The sequence below is a fragment of the Caballeronia sp. LP006 genome (genome assembly GCF_031450995.1).
Classification (GTDB): Bacteria; Pseudomonadota; Gammaproteobacteria; order Burkholderiales; family Burkholderiaceae; genus Caballeronia.
The window spans coordinates 25,180-50,180 of record NZ_JARTVW010000003.1; the positions used below are offsets into that span (position 1 = coordinate 25,180).

At 64.0% G+C, this 25,001-nt stretch carries 22 protein-coding genes; 3 read left to right on the forward strand and 19 right to left on the reverse strand.

Annotated elements, in window-relative coordinates; translation table 11 throughout:
- Positions 1 to 54 precede the first annotated feature (54 nt).
- Positions 55 to 498 carry a DUF2000 domain-containing protein gene (locus tag P9250_RS04865; RefSeq protein WP_244829959.1) on the forward strand — a complete coding sequence of 148 codons (444 nt, stop codon included), beginning with the start codon at positions 55 to 57 and terminating at the stop codon, positions 496 to 498.
- Positions 499 to 510: 12 nt separating this feature from the next.
- On the opposite strand, the gene P9250_RS04870 is transcribed toward P9250_RS04865, so the two are convergent.
- Together P9250_RS04870 and P9250_RS04875 are read right to left on the reverse strand one after the other, a co-directional pair.
- Positions 511 to 1,329 (reverse strand): AraC family transcriptional regulator, encoded by an 819-nt coding sequence (locus tag P9250_RS04870; protein WP_310391464.1) that lies wholly within the window; start codon positions 1,327 to 1,329, stop codon positions 511 to 513.
- Positions 1,326 to 1,964, reverse strand: coding sequence for a TetR/AcrR family transcriptional regulator (locus P9250_RS04875; protein ID WP_250494232.1), 639 nt, complete (start codon positions 1,962 to 1,964; stop codon positions 1,326 to 1,328). Before P9250_RS04875 ends, P9250_RS04870 begins: the two co-directional genes overlap by 4 nt.
- 159 nt (positions 1,965 to 2,123) lie before the next feature.
- On the opposite strand from P9250_RS04875, the gene P9250_RS04880 reads away from it, so the two are divergent.
- The gene (locus P9250_RS04880; protein ID WP_250510803.1) at positions 2,124 to 2,405 is read left to right on the forward strand and encodes a hypothetical protein; all 282 of its coding nucleotides are present in this window, start codon (positions 2,124 to 2,126) and stop codon (positions 2,403 to 2,405) included.
- Positions 2,406 to 2,468: 63 nt separating this feature from the next.
- Here P9250_RS04880 and P9250_RS04885 read toward each other — a convergent pair whose 3' ends face one another.
- The 9 genes from P9250_RS04885 to P9250_RS04925 all read right to left on the reverse strand — a co-directional run bounded on the left by P9250_RS04885 (position 2,469) and on the right by P9250_RS04925 (position 9,692).
- A complete protein-coding gene (locus P9250_RS04885; RefSeq protein WP_310391467.1) occupies positions 2,469 to 3,749 on the reverse strand; it encodes an MSMEG_0569 family flavin-dependent oxidoreductase in 1,281 nt (426 codons plus the stop codon).
- Positions 3,750 to 3,776: 27 nt separating this feature from the next.
- Complete coding sequence (locus P9250_RS04890) at positions 3,777 to 4,061, reverse strand: MSMEG_0570 family nitrogen starvation response protein (RefSeq protein ID WP_250468704.1); 285 nt, start codon at positions 4,059 to 4,061, stop codon at positions 3,777 to 3,779.
- An 11-nt stretch (positions 4,062 to 4,072) separates the two neighbouring features.
- Positions 4,073 to 5,230 carry an MSMEG_0565 family glycosyltransferase gene (locus tag P9250_RS04895; RefSeq protein ID WP_310391480.1) on the reverse strand — a complete coding sequence of 386 codons (1,158 nt, stop codon included), beginning with the start codon at positions 5,228 to 5,230 and terminating at the stop codon, positions 4,073 to 4,075.
- Entirely contained in the window at positions 5,227 to 6,198 is a 972-nt protein-coding gene (locus P9250_RS04900) for a sll0787 family AIR synthase-like protein (RefSeq protein WP_250527999.1), read from the reverse strand. The genes P9250_RS04895 and P9250_RS04900 overlap by 4 nt, the downstream gene beginning before the upstream one ends.
- Positions 6,195 to 6,746 carry an MSMEG_0567/Sll0786 family nitrogen starvation N-acetyltransferase gene (locus tag P9250_RS04905; protein WP_244829951.1) on the reverse strand — a complete coding sequence of 184 codons (552 nt, stop codon included), beginning with the start codon at positions 6,744 to 6,746 and terminating at the stop codon, positions 6,195 to 6,197. The genes P9250_RS04900 and P9250_RS04905 overlap by 4 nt, the downstream gene beginning before the upstream one ends.
- A gap of 2 nt (positions 6,747 to 6,748) precedes the next feature.
- Entirely contained in the window at positions 6,749 to 7,819 is a 1,071-nt protein-coding gene (locus tag P9250_RS04910) for an MSMEG_0568 family radical SAM protein (RefSeq protein ID WP_370652265.1), read from the reverse strand.
- Complete coding sequence (locus tag P9250_RS04915) at positions 7,812 to 8,816, reverse strand: Nit6803 family nitrilase (RefSeq protein WP_310392729.1); 1,005 nt, start codon at positions 8,814 to 8,816, stop codon at positions 7,812 to 7,814. Before P9250_RS04915 ends, P9250_RS04910 begins: the two co-directional genes overlap by 8 nt.
- Before the next feature lie 5 nt (positions 8,817 to 8,821).
- Entirely contained in the window at positions 8,822 to 9,304 is a 483-nt protein-coding gene (locus tag P9250_RS04920) for an MSMEG_0572/Sll0783 family nitrogen starvation response protein (RefSeq protein ID WP_244829948.1), read from the reverse strand.
- Between the two features lie 103 nt (positions 9,305 to 9,407).
- Positions 9,408 to 9,692, reverse strand: coding sequence for a hypothetical protein (locus tag P9250_RS04925; protein WP_310391484.1), 285 nt, complete (start codon positions 9,690 to 9,692; stop codon positions 9,408 to 9,410).
- On the opposite strand from P9250_RS04925, the gene P9250_RS04930 reads away from it, so the two are divergent.
- On the forward strand, positions 9,675 to 11,066 hold the full coding sequence (locus P9250_RS04930; protein ID WP_250528001.1) for a PLP-dependent aminotransferase family protein: 1,392 nt from the start codon (positions 9,675 to 9,677) through the stop codon (positions 11,064 to 11,066). The genes P9250_RS04925 and P9250_RS04930 overlap by 18 nt on opposite strands.
- A gap of 3 nt (positions 11,067 to 11,069) precedes the next feature.
- Here the strand turns inward: P9250_RS04930 and P9250_RS04935 are convergent, their stop codons facing one another.
- The 8 genes from P9250_RS04935 to tssF form a co-directional block, all read right to left on the reverse strand.
- A complete protein-coding gene (locus tag P9250_RS04935) occupies positions 11,070 to 12,122 on the reverse strand; it encodes a hypothetical protein (protein ID WP_310391489.1) in 1,053 nt (350 codons plus the stop codon).
- Between the two features lie 44 nt (positions 12,123 to 12,166).
- On the reverse strand, positions 12,167 to 15,133 hold the full coding sequence (locus P9250_RS04940; RefSeq protein ID WP_310391491.1) for a bacteriophage N4 adsorption protein A: 2,967 nt from the start codon (positions 15,131 to 15,133) through the stop codon (positions 12,167 to 12,169).
- Positions 15,134 to 15,231: 98 nt separating this feature from the next.
- Positions 15,232 to 17,412, reverse strand: coding sequence for a glycosyl transferase family protein (locus P9250_RS04945; protein WP_244829944.1), 2,181 nt, complete (start codon positions 17,410 to 17,412; stop codon positions 15,232 to 15,234).
- Complete coding sequence (locus P9250_RS04950) at positions 17,409 to 19,634, reverse strand: cellulose biosynthesis cyclic di-GMP-binding regulatory protein BcsB (protein ID WP_310391494.1); 2,226 nt, start codon at positions 19,632 to 19,634, stop codon at positions 17,409 to 17,411. The genes P9250_RS04945 and P9250_RS04950 overlap by 4 nt, the downstream gene beginning before the upstream one ends.
- Before the next feature lie 192 nt (positions 19,635 to 19,826).
- Positions 19,827 to 21,026, reverse strand: a complete 1,200-nt coding sequence (gene wecB / locus P9250_RS04955) for a non-hydrolyzing UDP-N-acetylglucosamine 2-epimerase (RefSeq protein ID WP_244829942.1) — start codon at positions 21,024 to 21,026, stop codon at positions 19,827 to 19,829.
- A 466-nt stretch (positions 21,027 to 21,492) separates the two neighbouring features.
- Positions 21,493 to 22,023: a type VI secretion system lipoprotein TssJ gene (gene tssJ, locus P9250_RS04960; protein ID WP_250468744.1), complete on the reverse strand. Its 531-nt coding sequence runs from the start codon at positions 22,021 to 22,023 to the stop codon at positions 21,493 to 21,495.
- Between the two features lie 24 nt (positions 22,024 to 22,047).
- Positions 22,048 to 23,190 carry a type VI secretion system baseplate subunit TssG gene (tssG, locus tag P9250_RS04965; RefSeq protein WP_310391497.1) on the reverse strand — a complete coding sequence of 381 codons (1,143 nt, stop codon included), beginning with the start codon at positions 23,188 to 23,190 and terminating at the stop codon, positions 22,048 to 22,050.
- Entirely contained in the window at positions 23,154 to 25,001 is a 1,848-nt protein-coding gene (gene tssF, locus P9250_RS04970; protein WP_250468755.1) for a type VI secretion system baseplate subunit TssF, read from the reverse strand. Before tssF ends, tssG begins: the two co-directional genes overlap by 37 nt.

Here is a 25,001-nt window from a genome sequence, read left to right on the forward strand (position 1 = left end):
CAAGCCGCCAGCGCTTTCACAATGGGTCACTTCGAACCGAAACGGACAGCCCTTATGACGAGCGCATCACCAGAACAACATGAACCAAGCGCGCGGCCGCAACGCTGCGTGATCGTGGTGGATAGCGAACTGCCACCCGGCCGGGCGGCGAACGCGGCGGCGGTGCTGGCGCTGACGGTGGGGCAGCGGCATCCGTCGCTCGTCGGCGCGCCGCTCGTCGATGCCTCTGGGCACGCGCATCCGGGGCTGATTCCCATCGGCATTGCAGTGCTGGCGGCAGATCAGGACACGTTATCGGCGTTGCGCGCGAAGGCCGCGGCCGCATCGTGCGATGTCGTGACGTTTCCCGTGCAAGGCCAGCAAACGACCGATTACGACGCCTTCCGCGATGCCGTCGCCAGCGTGGAAACCGAGGCCTTGCGCTATGTCGGTCTCGCGCTGATCGGCGACAAGAAGCCCGTCAGCAAAGCGGTCGCGAATCTCGGCCTGCTTAAATAAACTTGCTTCGATTCAACGCGTCGCCGTCTTGTATGCGCCTGGCGTGACACCAAGCATGCGGCGGAAAGTGCGCGTGAGATGCGCCTGATCCGCGAAACCGGTCGCGGCCGCGATATCGCTCAACGCGCCGCCATCGCGGATCAACGCCATGGCGACGCGCACGCGCGCCTGCCGCTGATACTCGTGCGGCGTCATGCCGGTTTCACGACTGAAGGCGCGAAACAAGCGATAGGGCGGCAAATTCGCCGCCTCCGCGATATCTTCCAGATGCACCTGCTCGCCCAGACGTTCGTCGATAAACCCGCGCGCGGCCGCCACGGCGCGCGGTTCGCGCGGCGCTTTTGCGTCCTTCGTGCGATCCGTCATATGCCGGCCGGTGAGACGCGCCGCGAACTGCAAATACCGCTCGTCGCGATACAGCGACGGTCCCTGCTCTTCCGATGACCGGTGCACATCGTGAAGCGCCGCGCACAACGCCGGATCGCGAATGATCGGGCCGATCAGCCCGCCGCCGCGCATACGTTCGTCGCCCGCGAGCGCACGCAGATGCGCGACATCGACATAGAGTGTGCGCTGCGTCCAGCCGGCTTCGTCGACGGGCCAGCCCGCGTGCGGTTCATCGGCGTCGATGGCGTAGAGGTCGCCACGTCGCGCCACGAACTCCGTGCCGCGCATGCGGATGCGGATGGCGCCGCCCGTCAGCAGCGCGAAACAGGCGGTGTCGTGCGCATGGACGTCGTAGGAGAAATCGGCAAAGCGGCCGCGCAGTAGTTCCGCGCCGAGTTCCGGCGCGCGCCAGATGTGCGTGTCGGCCTTGAGCGGCGTTTTCATTTCGATTCGAACGGCAAGCTCGCGATGAACTGATCGATCGCGGCGTACAGCGCGTTGCGACGCACGCCATCCTGCGCCTCGATGGACAAGCCCGCGAAGAGCGTCATGCAAAGCGCGGCGAGCGCATGGATGTCCGCGTTGGCATGGAGCTCGCCGTGTTTGCGCGCATCGTTGAGCCGCGCGGCGATGGCGCTTGCCACCTGACGGCGAATCTTGCGCAACTCGTCGCGCAACTCGCCGTGCTCCGGCGCCACCGACATGCCGCCCAGAAAGATCATGCAGCCGCGTGACCCCGTCCCGCTCGTGAAAAGCTCGATGCTCGTGCGGAACATGGCGCGCAAACCGTCGCGCGCGGACTCGTGCGCGCGCAACTGGCGCACCGCCGCGCCACCTTCCGCGGCGGAATAGAGCGCGATCGCCTCGCGGTACAAGTCTTCCTTACTGCCGAACGCGGCATAAAGGCTCGGCGAGTTGATGCCCATGGCATCGACGAGATCGGCCATGGAACAGGTGTCGAAACCCTTGGCCCAGAACACTTCCATCGCGCGCCTGAGGGCGGCGTCGCGGTCGAAGGCGCGCGGTCGGCCACGCGTCTTGTGAACCGTCTCCAAGACTTCATCTCGATGCAGCGTCATGTCGTCTCCGTTTTTATGAACGACGTGGCACGCGATTGGTGCGTTCCATGGAATTCTGAATTCTGTGTTGATCGTAACAAAATATCTGGACCTTTGCACGGACCAGTGTTTTAATATGTGTGTCGATCATTACACAATTCAGCTTTCTGGAGCATCAACATGAAATCATCTATTACCGCCTTGGCCGCCGCGTTCGTTCTGGCCGCGCCGCTGGTTTCGTTTGCGCAAACCGCCGCGCCTGTCGTGTCGCAAGCGAGTCCGGTTTATTCGGTGTTCGTGGATCAACCCACGGGCTACACGTTCGTGAAGATGCCGGCCGGCTGGAAGTTCGTCGGCGCCGTATCGGCGGAAGACACGCAGCATCTGCCTGCCACCGTGCTGACGTCCGGCGCCATGCCCGCCGACTATGCACAGCTCAATAGCGCTGCATCGGTGAAGTAAATGTGTGGCCAAGGCCCGCTTCGTTGTTCGTTTTAGCGCGGGCCGTTTCACTTGCGTCAAGCATCAGGCGCACGCGATCGATATCTGATCGACCGTGGCGGCCCGTTCGGCACAGATCGCATCGACGATAAATTGCGCGTCGCGCGCGACGCCGGAAAAGCGGCCCGAGCCCCATGTATGCAACCACGGCAAGCCCACGAAGTAGATGCCGGGCGTGGCTGTCACGCCGCGCCGGTGCGTCGGGTAGCCGCGTCCGTTGAAGACCGGCGCATCGAGCCAGCTGAAGTCCGGCGTGAAGCCGATGCACCACACCACCGACGTGATCCCGCTGTCCGTCAACGCAAGTTCGGTGCGCTCGTCTTGCGGCTGCCACACGGGTTCGTAGCGTTCGCCTGCGGGCGCGTCGATGCCATGCTTGTCGATGAAGCCATCGATACTCATGTTGATGCGGTTGTAGATATCGTCGGCTTCTTCGAGATTCGCGCGCAGGTTGGGCGCAAAACGCAGCTTGCCATCGCGGAGATCCTGCAGCCGCCCGAACAATTCCATGCCTTCCTGTGCAAAGCGGCGCAGGTCGATATCGCGGCCGCCGTCGCGGCCCGTCACGTAGTGATTGGTGTTGTCGCGCACGCCTTCGCGCAACGGATGATCCGTCACGGGCATTTCGTAGTAGCGCATGTCCGCGAGCCAGTCGACCACGTCGCGTCCGCGATAAAACCGCGCGCAACGCGGCGCTTCGCCCACGGCGAGATGCACCTTGCGTCCCGAGAGATGCAAGTCCTCCGCGATCTGCGCGCCCGACTGACCCGATCCGACGACGAGCACCGCGCCCGGTGGCAACTGATCCGCATTGCGATATTCCGACGACTGCACCTGCGCGATCTCCTGCGGCAAGCGTTCGGCCATGCGCGGGACGATAGGCGTGTGATAGCCGCCCGATGCCACCACGATCTGATCCGCCGTGAACTCGCCCTGCGTGGTCTTCACGGCATAGCGGCCCGCTGCATCACGTTGCACGCGTAACACGGCGGTCTGCTCGAGCACGGGCGCATTGACCTTCGCGATGAAGCCATCGAGATAGTCGATGATCTCATCCTTCTTCATGAAGCCATGCGGGTCCGCGCCGGTGTACGGGTAGCCCGGCAACGCGCATTGCCAGTTCGGCGTGACGAGGCAGAAGGTGTCCCAGCGCTGCGTGCGCCAGGTATGCGTGACGGTCGCTTTCTCGATCACGAGATGATCGATGTTCGCCTGCTGCAGAAAGTAGCTGACCGACAGCCCGGCCTGCCCGCCGCCAACGACGATCACGCTGTAGTGCGTCTCAGTGGAAGTGACGTTCGACATGTTCCGATTCCCTTTGATCCAAGGACTTCAATCGAGCGCGAGCACGGTGACGAGCGCGCCGGGTCTTGCATCGAAGCGGCCCGCGTCGGCTTCGATCTGCGCGAGTTGATCCATCGCGGCCGAGCACGCGAAGCCGTACTTCTCGCGCACGCGCTCGGAGCCTATCGTCAGCGCCTCGCGTGAGCGCGCGACGAAGTCATCGACGGGATAGGTGTTGCCCGGTGTGAAGAATTCGCCGACGACCGTGGACGGCGAATAACAGTTCGCTTCGACGCCATCGGGCCAGCGAATTCGAAAGTGCATGACAGGCATGGTGGCGTCCTTTAGACGGTCGTGAGCGGCAGGCTTTGCAGCCACTTGCCGTAGATGTCGAGATGGTGCGCAGCGCTCGCCTGCCATGTGTAACGGTCGAGCAAGGCCGGCACGGCTTGATCGAAATCGATGTCGTGTGCACCGTCCATTGCTTTTGCAAGCGCCTTGGCAATCGAAGCGGCGTCATGTGGATCGGTGAAGATGCAGGTTCGATCGTCGAGATAGTCGGTGAAGGGTTCGATATGCGAGACCACGACGGGTTTGGCGCTCGCCAGCGCTTCGAGTACGACCAGGCCGAAGCCTTCGCGTAGCGAGATCATGGAGACGACATCGGCGATGCTGAACAGCGCGGGCATCTGATCGTCGGGCAAGGGACCGGTAAGGATCACTTGCGTGTGATCGAGGCGGAGCTCGGCTGCACGCGCAAGAAAGCGGCGCGTGTAGGCGTCGTGGTCGAGCAGGCTCGCGCCGCCGGCAAGCACCAGTTGCGCCGATGGCCGTTGCGCACGCAGCAGCGCAAACGCTTCGAGCAGCATGAGCGTGTTCTTGCGCGCCTCTATGCCGCCCACAGCCAGCACGACCGGCCCCGCGCCTATTGCGAAACGCTTGCGCAACTCGTCGCGCTGTCGGTCCGCGCGCGCCGCATAACGCGTTCTGTCGATGCCGTTTCTCACCGTGCGCGCATGCACGCCATGCGTGTCGTACATCGTGCGCGTCCATGCATCGCTGACGCAGAGCACGGCGTCGGCGTCTTGCCACGCGCGACGTTGCCAGTGCGAAAGACGCGCATCGTCGAAATTGTCGAGATGATGAACGGTACGCACGAATCCCTTGATGCAGCCTTCCGCTTTAAGCTCGGCGAGCGCATTGCCGCCAATGCTGTCTTGCGCATGGAGAACATCGAAGCTCTCCGCGCCTTCTTCGATCAGCGCATGTTTCAGCGCGCGGATGCGCTCATTGACCATTGCGACGAGACCATCGCGCGTTCCGACCACGCGCGCCAGCACCACGCGGCACGGCGATGCGCGGAACATGGATTCGCCTTCACGCGCGGGCGCAAAGATCGTCAAGAGGTGGCCGCTTTCGTGGAGCGCACGCGCGAGTTCGAGGCTATGCACGACACCCCCGCGCGGATTCACCGAATGCGTGAGCAAGCCTATGCGCATCATGTCGCGCTCCTCGCGCAAATGAAGCCTTCTTCGCGCAGATTCCATAACAGCGCGCTTTCCCCGCCACGTTCGACGACCACTTCGCGCGACGCATCCACCGAGCCGATCGCGGCGCACGCCAGCGAACGGGCTTCGAAACGCGCGCGCACGGCATCGACATGTTCGGGGCGCACCGACAGCACGAAGCCGAAGCTCGGAAAGGCGGTGAGCCAGCGTTCGAGGTCGGCGTCAGCGGGACGCGGGATGGCATCGAGATCGATACGCGCGCCCGCCTTCGAACATTCGAGCAGCATGAGCGCGGTGCCGAGCGCGCCCGCCATGCTGATGTCCTTGGCTGCATCGCAGAGTCCGTCTTCGGCGAGCGCGGGCAGTATCTCGAAGTCGTCGCGCGCACGGCCTTGCGGCGCATCGGTCGACGCATTCCAGAACGGATACGGGTCTTCATACTTGCCGCGCAGATCGACGGCCATGAGAAGCGCGTCGCCGGGTCGTGCATCGAAACTCGTCAAGAGCTTGCGGGCGCGGCCGAGAATGGCCATCGCGAGTTGCGCGCCGTCGCTCTGCACGTTGCTATGTCCACCGACGACAGGCACGCCGTACGTCGCCGATGCGGCCGTCATGCCCGCGAGCACTTCGGAGGCGTCCTCGATGTTCGCGTTCCATAACGCATCGACTACGGCGAGCGGGCGGCCGCCCATCGCATAGATATCGCTCACGTTGACCATGACCGCGCTATAGCCCGCGAACCACGGCATGGCGCGCACGAAGTCACTGACCATGCCTTCGATGGCGAAGAGCAGAAAGCCGTCGCCATCGCGAATAGCCGCGCAGTCGTCGCCGATTGCAACCGCTTGCGAAAGATCGAGACGGTTGTCGGGCAAGCGGCTCACGACATCCGCGATATCGCGCTTGTGGCGAAAGCCGCGGCTCTCGCGCAAACGCTCGACCAGTGCGGACAACGTGCTCATGACGGCTTGCGGGCCAGCGCGACGAAGCCGCTTTGCGGCGTGACGCACGGCGGATACGCATCGAGTTGCGCCTGCATCAGATGATGCGGGCGCCCGAAAATGGCCTCCTCCTTGAGCGAATCCCAGCGCAGGCGCGCAAAGAGCGGCGCGTTCTGCGACTGCACGTGCGCGAGAAACGTCTCGCAGCCCAACGCATGCGCGCTCGATACCGCAAGCCGGATCAAGGTCGCGCCGATCTTCGCGTGCGAGCGAAACGCAGCGTGCACGGCAAGGCGCGAGCCGAACCACACGCCGGGCTCTTCCTCGTGGATGCGCACCGTGCCGACGACCTGTTCCGGCATGCCCGCCACGCAACTCAGCGCGACGAGCAGTTGCGCGCGTTCGTCGATAGCGTCGCGGTCATCGCCGATAAATATCCCTTGCTCCATGCAGAACACCGCGCGCCGCAGCTTGTAGGCTTCGCTCGCTTCCCACGACAGCGTCGCCCACTTCACGCGATATTCGACCGGCGAGTAATCGAGATCGGGCACATCGGCTTCGACGAACATGATCACACCTCGTACGATGAAAGCGACGAACACGCGCCGCACTTGCCGCAGCCGGCCTTGATATCGGTCGAGCGCATCTGTGCTTCGGCGAGCATCGAGCCGATGGGCGCCAGCACCGAACGCATGAATTCCGGCTCCGGCGCGGGATGGTCTTCGAGCGGCGTGCCGCTGATCGGCACGAACGGCACGACGAATGGATACACGCCGAGCGCAATCAACTCGCGCGACATGTCGATGATCGACTGCGCGCTATCGCCGAGGCCGGCGAGAATGTACGTGCTGACCTGTCCGCGTCCGAAGACGGCGACGGCTGCCTTGAACGCTTCCATGTAACGCGACATCGGGACGCTGGCCTTGCCCGGCATGATGCGATCGCGCACGGCGGGCGTCACCGCTTCGAGATGCATGCCGAGCGTATCGATGCCGCTTGCCTTCATGCGCTCGAACCAGCGGTCGTCATCGGGCGGTTCGCACTGCGCCTGAATCGGCAGATCGACGGCGGCCTTGATGGCGAACGCGCTGTCGCACAGCACTTTTGCGCCGCGATCCGGCGTGGGCGGCGTGCCGGTCGTGAGGACCATATGCTTCACGCCATCGAGCAGAACCGCCGCGCGCGCCACTTCGGCAAGCTGCTCGGGCGTCTTGTGCGCGATGGTGCGCCCCGCCGCGAGCGATTGCCCGATCGCGCAGAACTTGCACGACTTGCGGCGGCTTTCATAGCGGATGCAGGTTTGCAGCACCGTCGTCGCGAGCACGTCCTTGCTGTGCAAGGTGGCGATGTGCGAGTACGGCACGCCGTCGAGCGTCTGCATCGCATAGAAACGCGGCGCTTTGGGGAAGCTGATGCTCGCGATAGGGATCGCATTGCGCATCAACGCGCTCGTGCCGTTCGCGTCCGCTTCGCCCGCGACGAAGGGCGAGTTCCACGCGGTGCTCGTATGCACGGGCACCATGATCGTCACGCCATCCACGGTGACGGCCTTGTGATCCGATGGCCCCGCGCCGCCGCGCCGGCTCGAAACGCCGGCGCGCGGATCGACGAGCCGCAGGCCCGCCGACTGAAGCTCAGTCATCAATTGCCGGCTCGACGCTGGCAGGTTCTCTCTGGCGCTCATCGTATGAGGCTCCGGTGAATGGCATGACGGGCATGGCGGGACGGTCGTTGATCGCAAGACTCAGCAACTCGGGTCGCGCGTAATGGCCGACCGAATCCATCATGCGTTTGCGCTTGGTGATGAGCGACATGTCCAAATCGGCGATGACCATGCCCTCGCCTTCGCGCAACGGCTCGACCACGTGCTGGCCTTCGGGCGAAACAATCGCGGTGTTGCAGCCGCCACGCAGCGCGCGCTGCAGATTCGGATCGGGCGTGATGGCTTCGATCTGCGCCTCGGTGAGCCAGCCCGTCGCGTTGACGACGAAGCAGCCGGACTCCAGCGCGTGATGACGGATCGTCACTTCGATCTGATCCGCAAAGATCGGCCCGACGAGCGAGCCGGGAAACTGACTGCAGTGGATCTCTTCGTGCTGCGTCATCAACGCATAGCGCGCGAGCGGGTTGTAGTGCTCCCAGCAAGCAAGCGCACCGACACGTCCAATGCTCGTATCCACGACCTTGAGACCCGCTGCATCGCCTTGTCCCCAGACCATGCGTTCGTGATACGTCGGCGTGATCTTGCGGCGCTTGAGCAACAGCTTGCCGTCGGTATCGAAGATGAGTTGCGCGTTATAGAGGCTGCCGTGATCGCGTTCGTTCACGCCGAGCACGACCACGATATTGCCGAGCCGCGCGCGTTCGGCGACCGCATGCGTGACAGGTCCCGGCACCACGACCGCCTGTTCGTAGAGCCTCATGTGATCGGCGCCCATGGCAACCGGCGCGCGCACGAACGAGAAGTACGGGTAGTACGGCACGAAGGTTTCGGGGAACACGATCAACTGCACCCCTTTCGCGGCGGCTTCGTCGATAGCCGTGCACACCTTGTCGAGCGTGCCGTCGGGCCGCTCGAAGTCGGGCGTGATCTGCACGGCCGCCGCGCGGACGATGCGCTTTGCGCTCTGTGCGGCCATGATCGTCAGACGGTCCACGTATGGATGATGAGCGCGTTATCCTTGCGATGGAGCAGCTGGATGTCGAGCACATCGAGCGGACTGATCGGCCGGATGCCTTCGATCAACGACGCTTCGCCGTGCCCATACAGCGCTTGCAACGCGAATCGGCATGCATAGACCTTGCCGCCTTCGGCCATGAACTTCTGTAGTTGCTTGTTGAAGTTGAGATGACCGGGGAAGGCCTCGTCGCCAAGCGTGGGAAAGCCGCGTTGCAGACCGAGCGTGACGCCGGGGCCATAGAGCAGCACGGAAGTATCGAAACCCTTGCGTTGCAGACGCGTCGCCTGCAGCAGATTCACGAAGCCGATCGAGCCTTCGAACGCGACCGTATGAAACGTGACGAGCGCTTTTTCGCCGGGCTCGGCTTTGACATCCTCGAAGACCTTCTCTTCGTAGTCGACCAGATAATCGCCGTTCTTGTGAAGCGGTTGCGTGACTGCGGGCATGGCATTCTCCGATGGTGGTGTCTGATATGGCGCGCATCGAGTTGTCGCGACGGCGAGCCTACAAACGCAACGGATATGCCAATGATTGGCCCGCGAAATGCAATCACTTCGCGATCAATAAAAAGCGCTGCGGCGATGCGCGCCGAAAAAATTTTCGCGCGCCATGATGGGTAACGCTTCGTGACGTTTTGTCGATGCAATCAATGAAGATCGCGCGCACGAATTCGGCGCAGACACGCATGGCGCTGGTGCGCGCAACACCGAAGCCGTGCATCGATGCGATCAATGCAATCAGGTTGCCCAGGCTTATGCGATCTTTTTTGATGCGGCATGCTTGGCTGATCGCATGCACACAAGGGAAATCGCCCCTATGAATCAGCCCGCGCATCACTGGATCAGGAAGCTCGAAGAGAGCCGCAAGCCTGCTTATCTGACGATTCCCGATCTCATCGAGGAAGATCTCGCGAGCGGCCGCTTGCGTCCGCGCGATCGTCTGCCGGGACTGCGCGATCTCGCCGATGTCCTGAATCTCAACTACACGACCGTGGCGCGCGCTTATGCGGAAGCACGCAAACGCGGCTTGCTGGATCTGCGCGCGGGCAGCGGCACCTTCGTGCGCGGCCGAACGCAGACCTTGCCGCTGGCGGGCGGCAGCAGCGTCGAGATGTCGATGAACATGCCGCCCGAGCCGCCCGGGTTGACGGCGCGCTTGCGGGCATCGGCGGCCAGTTTGATGCAGAGTGCGGACCCGTGGCAGTTGTTGCGCTATCAGGACTTCGGCGGGACGGCGGCGGATCGCGCGGCGGGCCGTGCGTGGCTGCGCATGCGACTGCCCGATTGCGAGGACGATACGGTGCTCGTCTGTCCCGGCATTCATAGCGCGTTGGTGGCGCTTGTTTCGCAGCTTGCGCGACCGGGCGAGATGATCTGTCTCGATACGCTGGCGTATCCTGGCATCAAGGCGATCGCATCGCAACTCGGAGTTCGCTTGCAGGCGTTGCCGCGCGACGACGAGGGGCCGCTGCCGCATGCGTTCGAAGCGCTTTGCAAGACGGAGAAGCCCGGCGGTTTCTACTGCAATCCGACCTTGCAGAACCCAAGTACGTTGACCATCAGCGCGCAACGACGCGAGGCATTGGCGGATGTCGCCATGCGCTATAACGTGCCGATCATCGAGGATGAACCGTACGGCATGTTGCCGCTCGATGCGCCCGCGCCGCTTGCCGCGCTCGCGCCCGAGCTGACTTATCACGTCACGGGTTTATCGAAGACCTTCGGTGCGGGCTTGCGCGTGGCGTATCTCAAGGCGCCGACGCCACGGCAGACGCAGCGTATCGCGGGCGCGTTGCGCGCGACGACGGTGATGCCGAGCCCATATACGGTGCTGCTGGCGACGCACTGGATCAACGACGGCACCGCCGCCGACGTGCTCGATGCCATGCGCGAGGAATCGATCGCGCGGCAGGCGATTGCGGCGCAGGCGTTGCGCGACTTTCCGTTTAGCGCGCATCCGCATGGCTTTCATCTCTGGTTGCCCGTGCCCGACTTGTGTGACTGGAGCGCTTCGGAATTGGCGTTGCAGTTGCGTAATCAGGGGATCGGAGCCGTTGCGGGCGCGGCGTTTTCAACGGATGGCAATCCGCCTAATGCATTGCGCTTGTGTCTGGGTGGACCGCAGAATCGCGAGGATTGCAGGGAGGCTTTGAAGCGGGTGGCCGATATGCTGGCCGATCCGCATCATTTGCATATGCCGATGCTTTGACGTTCACTGCGCTCTGTTGATTGAATAGGCATCGAGCAGATCTTTGACGAGCTCGTTCGACACATAATGCGGCCCATCGAAAAGATAGGTTTTATATCCGCGATAAGCATCGATCTGCGGCTTCAATTCATCGACCGTTGCGGAGCGAAATCCGCCACCGACATTCGGTCGAAACGCCTCCGCGATTATCCTCACGCGATGGCGCCCCAGGCGCGCCGCAAGCTGATCCGCATATTGCCGCGCTACTCGCGGCTCGCGCGCATAGACGCCGCATCCGTCCTGCAAGAGCACACCGACATCGCGCGGCAGCCAGCCATCGAGCCATTCGGCGATCGCATTCCCACCCACGTTCGCGCGATCGTAGACGCTGATCCAGAGCGGCCGGGGCAACGCATCGAGCAAGGTGCGCAGCGCGCTCGCATCCTGCCAGGTCGGATCGATCTCGACGGGAAAGTAGTAGCCCGTCACGTGCACCGGCAAGACGACATCCGCCAGACGCATCGACTCGATGGAAAGCTGCGCCGCATTCGCACGCGCCACCGCTTCGCTGAAACGTCCCGACAAGCCGATGATCACATCGCGTGCCCAAGGCTCACGTCCAATGCGCTCCCAGTCCGGCATGCGCGGCGCCGGCCGAAAGCCCGCGCCGGGCACGAAGGAGATGCCATCGACCGCCGTCCATTGGACGATCAGTTCGTGCGCGCCAAGCTTGTCCCAGTCGCCGTGCGGATCGTAAAACGTGTTGTCCGGCTGCCAGACGATGCCGGAGACGATGCGCGGCGGTTGCGCCTGCGCCGCGCTCGCGAAGCATATCGATGCGAACACGCACGCCGTCGTCATCACACGGATAACGGCGCGTGAAGTCCGCGCGGGCAACGCGCTTGCGGTTGCATCTGCCTGCGAGCCCAATCCAGGCGACTGATCGACGCCGCCGCCCGCGCTTACACGCGACGAAGCAAGCGACCGAGTGCCGCGCGCACTGCGCCCCGCGAACAACGAAGCGCGTAATAGCCGTGCAAACGCATGACCCGCGAACATGTCATAAACCTCGTACATGCAAGACCTGCACTGCATCGAACTCATCGGCAGCATGAGCGCCATCAGTACGAGAATACCGCACCGAAGAACACGCCCTTCGCGCGATCGTCGCCCGCCACGCGCACGCGATATTGCACCGATATGTCGACGAACGAGCGCGTCGTATCGTAACCATCGCCACGGAACCAGTAACGCGCCGCCACGCCCGCGCCGATGCCCACCGGCACGCTGCGATCGATTGCAGAATCGTAGTCCACGCCGACCACCGCATGCGGAAACACGGTGAGGCGCGGGCTGATCGAATCCATACGGTACGTGCGTCCGAGTCGCGCGTTCGCGGTCGCATACGTCGACGGATTCACAAGGTAATGGCCGGCCTCGCCGTAGAACGTGCCGGTCCACCAACTCGGAACGTCGAGGCGGCGCGTGTCCCCGAAACCGGTCGAATAGGCCGCGCGCGCGAGCCAGTCGGAGCGCACGTCCGAGCCTATCGGCAAGATCTTTTCGATGGCGAAGATCGCATTCACCGATGCAAACGGCTTCACGCGCGCACCCAACGCGGCCTGCAACGTCGATGCCCCCGACGGTCCGCTACCCTGCACGCCGAAGTTCTCGTAACCGCGCGCATAGACTTCGAACATGCGGTCGCCGAGGCTGCCGAACGGGCGCCAGTACGCCTCCACGCCCGCTTGCCAGTTGCTCGACAGGCCGGGCGTCGGGTTGAACGCAAAGCCCTGCTGCGCGCCGCTGCCGCGATAGTTCACGTTCATGCTGAAGCCCCAGTCGCGGGTGGCTTCGGCGTGGGCCGCGCGCGCGTCGTACACGGCTTGCGGCGGGAGCGCGTCGTCTGCGTGAGGCGCGCTCGCGGTGCGATCCATCGCGCGTTCGAGATAGCGCGCGCCTTCCTCGTTGCGATGCATCGAAAGCGCGGCATAACCCGCATCGGCTTGCGCGCCCGGTGGCAATGTCCCGCTTCGTTCAGCGCGTGCGAAACGGTCCAGCGCAAGCTGCCGCTCGCCCGCCCGCGACGCGATGAAGGCCGCCTGCAGGTCGCTCATCGAATCGAGCAGATTGGCGTCGATGGCCGCGCGCGCTTCCTTCGATGCCTCGCGCGTTTTTCCCGCCGCCGCGAGCGCATCGATCAGCGCGATGCGCAATTGCGGATCGTCGGGTACGGCGGCGATCGCATCGCGCCAGTGGTCGATGGCCTCGCCATGCTTGCCGTCGCGTTCGGCCAAGCGTGCGGCGCGCGTGTCGGCGAGCGCGGGGTCGTGGGCGTAGACATCGCACGATGCGCCGTAGCGGTCTTCGCGGCAATCGAAGGTCGGCCGCGCACGCGGGTCGATGTCGTTCTGCGCGGCGGCGGCCATTTGCAGCATCGTCTTAGCGCGCTGACGGCGTAAAGCGATGGCGGCGTCGGCATCGTCGAGCGCGGCGGCGTTTCGTTGCGATACGGACGGCAGCGCGTCGAGCGCGGCTTGCGGACGGTTCTGCGCGAGCCGCACATCGGCGATGATCGTGCGTGCCACACGGGCATCGCGGTATCGACGTTCGGCTGCGGAAGCGGCTTGGCCGCTCGTCGAGGCCTCGTCATTCGTGGCTTGGTTGCCGCGCGACTGCGTTACGCCCGCAATCGACGGATTGGCGCGGCGCGCATCGGCTTCGTCGAACATCACGTTTTCGCCGGAAGCCGCGGCTTCGGCGCGGCGCGCGTCGCCTTCGGCGATCAACACGCGTTCCAGTTCGATGCCCGTGGGGTCGGCGCGCATGGCGCTGCCTTGCGTGTCGGCGTTCACGTTTGCATCCGTAGCTTCGCTGCCGCGTTGTCGATGGCGCACTGCCGCCGAACCAGCGAGCATCGCGCTGCTTGGGTCTGAGGGGTCGGCGCTTGTCTTTGCACTGGCAGCGTCACTTTGGCGCGGATTCCGCAATGCCGAGGAAGCAACGCTCATCGCGCCGCCTTCGTTCGCATCATCCGCCTGCGCCCCAACGTTCGCCCGCGTATCCCCCGCCTGCGACAACGACTCCGGCGCCACCGCCAACGCGTGCGCGAAATCCGCGTCCGCATTCGCGCCGCGCGCCGCACGCGCATAGCCGCGCAAGGTCCACCAGAGCGCGTCGTTGCGATCGATCGCGATGCAATCGCTCGCCGCCGCTTCCACGCCCGCCAGATCGCCACGCGCGAAGAGGGTTTCGAGCAACTGCGTGCGAAACTCCATCCGCGACGGCGCGAACGCCACCGCCTTGCGCGCATGGCTTTCCGCTTCGACGAGATCGCCATTCGCACGCGCCGCATACGCCGCCTTCGATTCCACCGGCGCCAGCCGATCGCCGATATAACGCCGCCGGGTACGCAATTCGTTGTTCTCGCCGAAGCGACGCGCGGCATCGGCGGCGGCGGCGTAGGCTGCGGGATCGTCGCCGGAAGCGGCGAGCGAATCGACGAGCAGATAGCGCAAGCGCTCGACTTGCGGCGCGAGACGCACGGCTTCACGGCTCTCGCGCACGGCCGCCGCGTAATCCTTCTTGCCGAAATCGCGATACGCCGCGCGCGCGGCCACGAGCGCCGGACCTTGCAGATCGCCGGCGCCGCCACCGCCCGGATGCCCTTCGCCACCGCCCGCGATCGACGTATCGATCTGCCGGCGGCGCGAGATCAATGCGGGCACGGGTCCGAGTTGCGCGATCGCATCGGACAGTTCGTGGCTCGCTTCTTTCAGACGGCCACGCGCCGCCAGCGAATTGGCCAGCAGCACGCGCAAACCCACGACATCCGGCCGCTGCCGAATCGCCTCGCGCGCCGACGCGGTGGCATCGGCATATCGATGTTCGCCGAACGCCGCGTAAGCGTCGCGCGCAATGCGATACGGCGCGCCGCTCAATTGCAAGGGCAAGGTTTCATCGGCGTGTGCGTGACCGCTCGCGCACATCATCGCGGCGGTCCAGAACATGACGCGAGCGACGCGGGATGTCGCGCGCGTTGCCGGCGGCGTCATCCGGCGCGCGTTCGGCACCTGACGATCGGGCATCGTTCCGGTGTGCAATCGAGCCTTATGCTTTCTCGCAACCAAATCGATTCTTTCCCGCAAAGCCGATTCTTCGCCACGCAGGCGCGCACGATAGCGCTTCATTGCCCACCCGCCCGCTTCGCATACCGGCGCCGTTGCTCGCCCACCGCCGAAGCGAGCGCTTCGCTCGTAATCACGCGCTCGGCGACCATGTAATCGCCGATACGTCCATGCCGCTCCGGCCGATAATTCTGCAACGCCGTTTCGAACGCGCGGCGCGTGACGAGGCCCATCTCGATCATGATGTCGCCAAGCAAGGGCACGCCGCGCGCAGCCTCGTCGTTCACCGCCTTCGCGGCCGTCTGCTCGTCGCCGGAAAGCGCCGACACGCCCACATCGCGCAACATCCGCAAGCCTGCCGCGATCTCGCTTTCGCGCACCACGTTGATCGATACCGCGCAGCCGGTCGCTTCGCGCAATTCGGCGAGCGCCGCGTCATCGAGCAGACTGGCGCTCACGAAGATCGCGTTGCCGTTCGCATCGGCGCCCTGGGGCATGGCGCGCAGGCGCACGAGCGTTTCCGGCGGCACCGCGACGCCCGGCTCGTTCTGCATGCGAGCCACGTCGAACCTTCCACGCGGCAAGTCCGCCTGAAACGCGATTGCTTCCGCGAGCGTCTCCTCGTCGAGCCAGCCGCGCGTGACGAGCACGCGTCCGAGCGGCGCTTCGCGCGCATGGTCCGTCTGCTTCGCCTGTTCGAGCCGTTCGGGGTCGATCGCCTGCCACGACACCAGCAAGTCGCCGAGGTCCTGACGCGTGCTGCGCAAGCCATCCACGCTCGGGAAATCGTGCATCGTCTTGTCCCACGCGAGCCGCCTTCCCGTCACCACATGCACGATAAAAAGGCGCCACGCGCGCGACACCGCCATGAAGTTGACCACGTTGCCGATCACCATGCGCGGCACCGCCAGAATGCCGTGCTCCCAGCCGTAAAGCCGCGTCGTGAAGATGATGCGCTGCGTGACGCGCAGCAAGAGCGCGACGAAGTTCGCGGCGAGCAGCGCCTGCAGCCAGCCGGAATCGATGAACGGTGACGGAAAGAAATCATTCGTGAAGCCGAAGTACGAAGCGCTCGCGAACAGCATGAACTGCACGGCAAGCAGATAGGCCAGCATGCCGACGAACGCCGTCACCACGCCCTTGCGATCGCGCAGCAAGAGATAGCGGTTGGCGAGCGTGCCGCTCCAGCCTGTCAGCGCCCAACCTTGCAAGCCGATGCCGAGCGTCCAGCGCGCCCGCTGCCGGTACGCGGTGCGAAACGTGTCGGGGAAAAATTCGCGCACGCATAGCGGCATGGTGGTCGTGATCTCGCGCTCGGGACCCAGGCCGAACCACACCTTGCGGCGCGACGTGAACTGCACCGGAAACAGCGGAAAGATGGACTGCATGCCCATCTTGAGAATGCGCGCGCCGATATCGTAGTCTTCGGTGAGGCTCTCGGTATTGAACGGCTGACTCTCGGTCTGCCGAACGAGCGCGAGCATCGCGCGGCGCGAGAAGCACGTGCCCACGCCGGCGGAGGGCACCGCACCCGCGAGACTCTCGCGCACGACCAGATCCTTTGCGTGCCATTCCGCGAACTCGTCCATGTACGTGCCCGCGACCAGTTCGAACCAGTTGCGTTCGAGCGATGCCACCGGCAACTGAATCATGTCTTTACGCGGCAGCAGATAGTTGAAGAACTTGAGTTCGATGGGATGCAGCACGTCCTCGCTATCGTGCATGACGATGCCCGCGAACTCCACGCCCGCCTCGAACTCGTAGCGCAGAATCGCCTGCACGAGCCAGTTGAGACAGTCGGCCTTGCAGGTCGGCCCGTCGTGCGGCACTTCCACGCGATGCAAATGCTTGTAGCGATGCCGCATGCGTTCCACTTCGCGGATCGTCGCCGGATCGTTCTGATAGGTGCCGACGAAAATCGTATAGCTGCGGTAATCGAGCACGCGCACGAGGTCTTCGATCATCGGCGCGATGACATCGTGCTCCTGCCAGGCGGGCACCATGATGGCGATCGGCTGCTCGTCGCGCGCGTAAAGCTGCTCGACGGTGAGCGGCGCGTAACGGCGTTCCACCGTCACGCGCCGCCAGAACTTGCGGGTCCAGAACCAGATATCGATGAAGAGATCATCGAGACTCGACAGCAGGATGATCGTCGCCACCACCGCCGCGACATATTCAAGTGTCTGGTAGTACTCGGCGACGAGTATCTGGCCGTACCACCTGATCGTTTCCAGGATCACGCGCCGTTGTCCTTCTTCTGCCGGCGCAGATGCCTGCGGCGCGCCTGACCCGCCAGCGCGATCAGCACCAGCAACAACACCACGAGCACGGCCGGAATGCCCCAGCGCGCCCAGTGCCGCGTGATCCAGTCGGAGCTGCCCGCCGGTTCATCGACGAGTTCATCGGGATTCACGGTATCGAACTGCTTGAGGACGCCGCTGCCGTCCACCACGGCAATGTCGCCGCGCGAGAGTTGCAGCTTGTCGCTGAGTACGGGCATGGCGCCCGCCGAGCGATACACCACGCCGCTTTGTCCGTTTGAGCTCGCCACGCTCACCACCGCGACACGCGAAAGGCCCGACATGTCGAGCAGCATGTCGCCTGAAGCGGACTTCAGCGAGAGCCTGTCGGCCGAATAGACGGCGGGATTGTGCTCGTCGGCAAGTGGGACATCGGCGGCGAGGAACGCGCCATCCGGATGCACGGTCGCGCCCGACTCGCTCACGGCGAACTTCGCCTGCACGGGAGCGACGCCCGCCGCGCCTGTCAGATAAGCGAGACGCGGCACGCTGTTCAACGCATCGTCGAGCCAGGCGTGCGGCACGTAAACCGTCGCCGCCGATGCAAAGCGCGCCGCCATGCCCGCGAAGGTGTTGTCGAGCGTGGAGTTGCCGAGTTGCAGATGGCTCGTCGGCAACACGGCGACCGGATAGGCCTGGCGCGCCTGACAGCCTGCATCCGGTTGACGGCGAAAGCTCACGCGCAATTCGTTGGTGCGTGCAAGCGCATAGCGCGGAATCGGCACGATGATGCGTTGACGCACGCCATCCACGTTCAGGAGCCGCGCGCCGATCATCACGTCGTTGAAATACACCGTCGCGGTCGCGCCGCCGTTGGAGAGTGTCGGCGATGCCGCGAGGTCGAGCACCACGTTCTGCGGCAGACGGCCGTTGCCCGAAGCCGCGGCGAGGTCGAAGCGCGCGGACCACGACGCGTTGGTCTGCACGTCGATGCTGCGCGGATCGCCGCCGAGCTCCGAAAGCGCGATGTTGTCGCCGCGCACGCGCTGGTCGGCATCGATCGAATGCACGATCAGCCGGTTCGATACATCGATGGGCCGCCAGCTTGCCGCCAGCGCGCCGATGCCGCGCGTGTCGCCGACCACGATCACCGCGCGTCCGCCGACATGCGCAATGCGCACCTCGCCCGGCGCGAGCGGCGCGGTCAGCGTGTTCATCGTGCGGGCGCGCCATTCGTCGAAGGCGGGCACGGCATCGGCGGAAGCGGTGGCGACTTGCGCGCGCAACGCATCGAGCGCGCCGACGATGCGCTTTCTCATGCCGTCATCCGCCACGATCACGTCCGGACCGAACGCCGCGCGCGCTCCGAGCGCGACGAGCGCGCCGAGTTCGGCGTCATCGCTTATTGCATGCTTGCCGCCCGAGGCCAGCGCGCTGAACGCGGGAATCGCGCGCAAAGCCGCGGGCACGTCGATGCCGGTCAGGTCGGCCGTATCGCCCACGGCTGGCAGCGCCTGCACGAGCGGGCGCTTGCCGTCGCGTTGCAGGAGCGCATCGGTGCGCCAGGCCGTGTCGAAGGCGTCGCTGGCGAGTTTTGGCGACGACACCGCGAGCACCGGCGCGTAAGGCAGCGCGCTCCACGCCGTGCGCAGATCGCGAATATCGGCGGGATCGAAGCTGAAGGTCAGACGCGTTTCCGGACGCACGCGCAGCACGTTGCCGATCGCGGTCTGGTCCGTGCACACGTTCTGATTGATCACCGACGCGAAGCCGAGCCCGAGCCGCACGAAACCGGCCGAACGCGGCGCACCGTCCACGCCGATGTTCACCGCGGCGTTGCCCGCGTCCTGCGTGAAGGCGCGCGAGAGCACGGGCGAGCCGTCGAGCGAGAGCAGCATCGTCACGCGTCCGCCGTCGCCGCGTACGTAACCGCCGTCGAGTTGCAACGTGGCGTCGCTGAGCGGGACATCGGCGGGAACGGGGAGATAGAACTCCTGGCGCGTGTCGGGTGCGCTCAGCGTGACGTCTTGCAAGAGCCCTAGCTCGCGTAATGTCACCGTGCGCGATTCGCGGCCGTTGAGCCCGAGATGCGCGAACGTGCTTGCAAGATCGCCGGCGGCGGCGAGCGCCGTGCACGGAAGCGCCATGAAAAAGGCCGCCCATGCGGCGGTCAAAGCGAGTGCGACGCGCAATCGGCGCGGTTTGATGATGTCGTTGATCAAGGCGAATGGCTCGAATTTTGGCGCATTCTCACGCACAGCCGCTCAGTCGCCCGAAGAGGCTCGAGAGCGCGAACGCGCGAGATTGCGATGGTCTTTTTGGTGCAACGCCCAAGCTGGCAGTTATTTCGTTCGATATCCGCATCGTTCGCTTCGCGGCCTTGCGGCGCTTCGCGCGATGCGCGCACTGCCGCACTACGCAACCGCCGCGCGCATCAGACGATGCTGCTCCTCGGACACGCGCAAGTCGGGGCGAAACTCCTCGAAAGGACGGTCCAGCAACGCCGAGACGATGCGCGACGAGGCATGGCCGTCGCCATAAGGGTTCACGCTGCGGGCGAAGGCGGCGCGGGCGCTTTCATCGTCGAGAAGCAGCGACACAGCGCAAACGATTGCATGGCGATCCGTGCCGACGAGCCGCGCGGTGCCGGCCTGCACGGCTTCGGGGCGCTCGGTGACATCGCGCATCACGAGCACCGGCTTGCCGAGCGCGGGCGCTTCTTCCTGAACGCCGCCAGAGTCAGTTAGTACGATGGACGCGCGCTGCAGGAGACGCACGAAGCCCATGTAGTTCTGCGGCTGAATGAGGAACACGTTCGGCGAGGCGCCGAGCGCGCTGATCACCGTGGCTTGCACGTTCGGATTCAGATGCACCGGATAGACGATCTGAACATCGTCACGCCGGGCGATCTCGCCGAGCGCCGCGCAGATGTCGCGCAGACCCTGGCCGAAGCTTTCGCGCCGATGACCGGTCACGAGCACGAGTTGTTTCGAATCGTCGAGATACGGGAAGCGAGCATCGAGCGAGGCTCGCAGCGTGGCGTTCGAGTCGATGCGCTTCGTCACTGACAAAAGCGCGTCGATCACCGTGTTGCCCGTGATGATCGAGCGGCCTTGCAGCGTCTCGCGCGCGATGTTCTGTTCCGAGCGCTGCGTCGGCACGAACATGAGGTCGCTCATGACATCGACCACGCGGCGGTTCATTTCTTCCGGCCAGGGCCGCGTCATGTCGCCGGTACGCAAGCCTGCTTCGACGTGCGCCACCGGCACGCGCCGATGAAACGCCGCGAGCGCGCCTGCCGTTGCCGTGGTGGTGTCGCCGTGCACGAGAATGCGGCACGGCTTTTCTTCTTCGATGACGTTATCGATCGCGCCGATCAGCCGCGCGGCCAGCCCGTTCAAACTCTGGTTCTCGGACATGACCGCGAGGTCGTACTGCGGAGCGATATCGAAGAGATCCAGCGCCTGTTGCAGCATCGAGCGATGCTGACCGGTTACGCACACAATGGACCGAACGCCCGGCTCCGCTTCCAGCGCCTTGACTAGCGGCGCCATCTTGATGGCTTCGGGGCGCGTCCCAAAAATGGACAGTATCGTTGTTCGCTTCGTTGTCATTGGTCCCGACGGCTACACAATCTTTAACAATTTCGATTGTATTCAGACGTTTAGAAACCTTCTGCCAACTAAAGTGTAAAAAAGTCTAACCAGAGCATTCTGCCCTTGCGTGGCCATGTTTTGTCAAGGCATGGACGGTGGTTTTTACCGGAACGGTTAGTTTTTTCCGACACTTCGAAGCGCGCAGCCGCCTCATGCGCACGGCCGTTTTATACGATCAATCGAAGTCGATATCCAGTAGTACCGAACTCATGGATTTCCCATGAGCGTCGAGAGCGAGGGACGTCGGGCCCTTGCCTGGGAGCGAATGCCATTGCCGCGACACAGCCGTCTTCTATCATTCGCTGCGCAGCCCGCCATGCAGACTCCCGTGAGCATGGATAGCGGGCGGACGTTGTCCGTAGTGAGGAACGCGGTTCGCGAGCGAAATGTCCGTCGAACTGAATCAGTGCCCCGGTGCGCAAGTCTATTTTGTGCCGCTTGCCTTAGTATCGGTGAGCTCCGTTACTTGCCGATCGGATAGCCCGAGTTTGAGCGGAGCATCGGCGGACAGCTTCTTCGCCTCGACGACCTGCTTCCAGCTTCCGTTCGCAGGCGGATCGCGATAGAAAGCGGCGATCGCTATGTATGCCGTTTCCTTTTCCAATGGCTGTGAAAGACTCACCGATGCAGCTGGGTTGACCACCACGCCTAGGCTTGCCTGGAGATCCTGCGCGAGCATGGTTTTGTCGTCACGAATGAGATCGCCATAGGCCGCGCTGTCGAATAGCTTGCGGTCCTTCAGTTGATAAATGCGTACCGCCACTGAAGTCGAACGACCCGCCGCGTCCTGATTCAGCCCGGCGCGCGCGGTCAGATCCACGTCGAGCACTTTCACCCGCTTGTGGAAGACTGCGTTATAAGCGTCGACCGAGGTATCGGAAACGGTTTGCCAAGCGCCGCATCCGGAAAGCAGCAGCGTCGCGGCGACGCTTGCTGCGCTAAATCGTTTCAACATGATTGCCCTCTGCTTGATTCGAAGTCACGCCGCGTGCGGGCTGACATATGGCTTGAGATAAGGATTGATGCCGGGAGCAGGAAGCGCCTCGCACACACCGAGCGATATCTCGATGTCGCGTTCCGCCTCGGAGGGCAGCACGACGGTCCAGCCGAGCCGCGGGGCGCGCGCCCCCAGCAGGACGCCAACCGCCGGTGTCGGAACGAAACGCGAGGACATCTGCACGCGCAAATGCACATCGGCCTTGACGCCGATATAGAGACGCACCAGTGCCATCAGATCGCGATGCAGCCACCCACCGGGCAGGAGGTCGTTGGCCTGCTCGGCGTCGCGCGGACGCATCGTCACACGCACCGCACGGCTACGATAGGTAATTCGCTTGCCGAGCACATAACCTCCGCCGAGGCCACGTCGCTTGCTGCCGGCGCTTGCGGCACCGACGTCTTTCGCGCTTAGCGGCGAACCCTGTTCCGTGCGCTTCGCAACCGGCCAGAACTCATCGACCCTGACCTCCACGCCGGGCGCACCAAGCGCAATGACGCCAGCCAGACCCTCCGGCGTGCGAGTACGTTGAACCATCAGACTTAGCAAGGCGAGCATGCGCGAATCTGGCAAACCGGCGCGCGCGGGCTTGTTGCCCCAGCCGAAACCAGCAAGGCACAAAAGCTTTTGCGAGTGCTGGTCCGTACCGCCGTGGCAAAAACTTTCCGGATAGCGATACTTCTTCCACGTCCGATAAAGCAGCGTCGCCAGCCGATGATTGAATTGGTCGAGAAACGCTTCGACTGCTTCGTGCCCCTCCTCGCGCTGGACGATATCGTCGAGATAATGCGTCGGCATCGGCGCATCGACGCCGTACAGACCCATGAACGTAGTGCGCACGGTAGGCGCAAGCAGGGCATCGCCCTCGTCCGCGAATTCGACACTCGCCATTTCGCCTGCGGGAAAGCCCATGCGCGGGCGCGGCCTGAAGCGCACGGGTTCGTGTTCGGGCGTATCACGCTCGCCGAAACCCGGCCTGTTCGGCTCGCTCGCCTCAAAAAGACGGCACAGTTGCATGAAGCTCATTCGTGGCGCGCGCGCGAGCAACGCGGCGACGAACGGTTCGACCCCCGATAGATCGCGCGCCGTCATAGCGGAGCACGCCGCGTCTTGCTGCGCGGCCATTCGATGCGAGCCTGCGACGGCAGACTCACGATGGCGAGCTTCGTGAAGAGATTGATTTCCGCATACAGTTCGAAGAAGCGATGCAGCAGTTCGGCGAACAGCATCACGTCGCCTTCGCCCGAGAACGCCTGCGAGTCGAGCGTCACTTCGATCAGCACGCCGCGCTCCACAGCGCCGCCGGAAATCTCCTCCAGCAGTTGCTCCGAGACGTGCAGAATGCCGGCGAGCCGCCGCCGATTGAGTTCGTCGTTGGTCCAGTCATAAAGTGCGAGCGCGCCGCGCAAGACCTCGGCGTTGAGCATCGATAGAAAATTCGGCGCGAGATGTGACAACACGCGCCACTGAAACCGGTCGCCGGTGGGCGGATAAAGCGGCAGCGTCGGCGCGACGAGATTGCGCACGCCGCCCACGTTTGGCGTGCTGAGCGCGAGCTCGTCGATGCGCGCTTCGCGCAAACCCTTACGCGGCAACATTCCGTTGGTGCCGGTCACGCGTAGCGATATGCTTTCCTCTGGCAGCGTCTGCATCGAATCCCATGCATGTCCGCCAAGAATCACCCACGTCTCGTGTAGACCGTCCATACCCGGCCGCACGCGCGTATGGAAGTATCGTTCGGGCGACTCGTGCCGCAACATGCCTCCGCGATGTCGAAACGTCGCGAAGGGAACATATTCGAAGCGCTCGGCGGTTTCGTGATCGAAAGATTCGGCGGCATCGACCGAATAGGTTTCGACGTGCCCGCCCTGATGCCCCGCGGGCACCACGCGATACTCCGTCTCGTGATGATTGATTACCACCGGCTCGGCGTCGAGGCTGAACAGGTTGATGACCGGCGTGCAGAAGAGGCGCAAATTGTCTTTGTTAAAACGCTGATCCGACGGATATGCATGCTTCAACACAATTTCGAACTCGAAGCGCGTCGCGCCCACCGGAAGCATGTCGATGTCGAGCCCGCAAAGATCGACGAACAGAAACTTCTCGCGGAACGTGAAATATTCGAGCAGCAGCTGATAGCCCGAAAATGCAGCATCCGACTTAGGCCACAACCGTTCTTCAGGAGAGAACCCTGCTGGTTCGATGCTCACGCCTTTGCACGGCAGGGCCTCGCCGTTACGAACCTCGGGGATGCGCCATTCGATGACGTCGACCTGACGGGTCAGCGCAAGGTGCATGGCAAACGCCGTCGGCTGATCCGCGCTCAGGTGTAGTCGCAGGCGCGAGAGATCGGTTTCCGTGCGGCGCGCCGAGTTATCCAGTTCAAAGGCTATCCGAATGACCGAACGGCCGTCGTGCCGCACCGCGGGGCCTGCCTGCAAGAGGCGCAACGGCTGCATGGCGACGGGCTGCGTCGTGCGGTAGAGGCATTGCACCGTCCGAGGCGCAGCGGTTGTGCCTGAATCCGTCGGCACGGAAATCGGCGCGGAGCGCACCGCGACGCCTGCCGGGACGTATGCGGTTTTCTGCATCCGCTCGCCTTGCGGCAAGAGTTCCACGACGGACAGCGATGGGATCATCCGCAAGTAGTGCGGCCAGAGCAGGCTTACGATGCCTTCTGTCAGCTCCGGCAGTTCGTCGTCGAGTTTCTGCCGAAGCCGGCCCGTGAGAAACGCAAAACCTTCATAAAGACGTTCGACGTAGGGGTCGCGATCACCCACGCGATCGAGATTGAGCATGCGCGCGCGATCAGGATGCGCCCGTGCGAACTCGCGCCCAGACTCGCGCAGATAACGCATTTCTGCTTCGTAGTAGCGCAGGACCGGATCGCCGCGCGAGAGGTCCTGATTGGGGTCTTGTGTCGATTCGTCGTTCAT

Coding starts and splice junctions, on each gene's coding strand:
- wecB (WP_244829942.1), bottom strand. CDS start 21,026: ATGACAACGAAGCGAACAACGATACTGTCCATTTTTGGGACGCGCCCC.
- tssG (WP_310391497.1), bottom strand. CDS start 23,190: ATGGCCGCGCAGCAAGACGCGGCGTGCTCCGCTATGACGGCGCGCGAT.
- P9250_RS04935 (WP_310391489.1), bottom strand. CDS start 12,122: ATGTACGAGGTTTATGACATGTTCGCGGGTCATGCGTTTGCACGGCTA.
- P9250_RS04900 (WP_250527999.1), bottom strand. CDS start 6,198: ATGAGCACGTTGTCCGCACTGGTCGAGCGTTTGCGCGAGAGCCGCGGC.
- P9250_RS04865 (WP_244829959.1), top strand. CDS start 55: ATGACGAGCGCATCACCAGAACAACATGAACCAAGCGCGCGGCCGCAA.
- P9250_RS04920 (WP_244829948.1), bottom strand. CDS start 9,304: ATGCCCGCAGTCACGCAACCGCTTCACAAGAACGGCGATTATCTGGTC.
- P9250_RS04895 (WP_310391480.1), bottom strand. CDS start 5,230: ATGATGCGCATAGGCTTGCTCACGCATTCGGTGAATCCGCGCGGGGGT.
- P9250_RS04875 (WP_250494232.1), bottom strand. CDS start 1,964: ATGACGCTGCATCGAGATGAAGTCTTGGAGACGGTTCACAAGACGCGT.
- P9250_RS04925 (WP_310391484.1), bottom strand. CDS start 9,692: ATGCGCGGGCTGATTCATAGGGGCGATTTCCCTTGTGTGCATGCGATC.
- P9250_RS04905 (WP_244829951.1), bottom strand. CDS start 6,746: ATGTTCGTCGAAGCCGATGTGCCCGATCTCGATTACTCGCCGGTCGAA.
- P9250_RS04915 (WP_310392729.1), bottom strand. CDS start 8,816: ATGGCCGCACAGAGCGCAAAGCGCATCGTCCGCGCGGCGGCCGTGCAG.
- P9250_RS04910 (WP_370652265.1), bottom strand. CDS start 7,819: ATGACTGAGCTTCAGTCGGCGGGCCTGCGGCTCGTCGATCCGCGCGCC.
- P9250_RS04930 (WP_250528001.1), top strand. CDS start 9,675: ATGAATCAGCCCGCGCATCACTGGATCAGGAAGCTCGAAGAGAGCCGC.
- tssF (WP_250468755.1), bottom strand. CDS start 25,001: ATGAACGACGAATCGACACAAGACCCCAATCAGGACCTCTCGCGCGGC.
- tssJ (WP_250468744.1), bottom strand. CDS start 22,023: ATGTTGAAACGATTTAGCGCAGCAAGCGTCGCCGCGACGCTGCTGCTT.
- P9250_RS04870 (WP_310391464.1), bottom strand. CDS start 1,329: ATGAAAACGCCGCTCAAGGCCGACACGCACATCTGGCGCGCGCCGGAA.
- P9250_RS04890 (WP_250468704.1), bottom strand. CDS start 4,061: ATGCCTGTCATGCACTTTCGAATTCGCTGGCCCGATGGCGTCGAAGCG.
- P9250_RS04885 (WP_310391467.1), bottom strand. CDS start 3,749: ATGTCGAACGTCACTTCCACTGAGACGCACTACAGCGTGATCGTCGTT.
- P9250_RS04880 (WP_250510803.1), top strand. CDS start 2,124: ATGAAATCATCTATTACCGCCTTGGCCGCCGCGTTCGTTCTGGCCGCG.
- P9250_RS04940 (WP_310391491.1), bottom strand. CDS start 15,133: ATGCCCGATCGTCAGGTGCCGAACGCGCGCCGGATGACGCCGCCGGCA.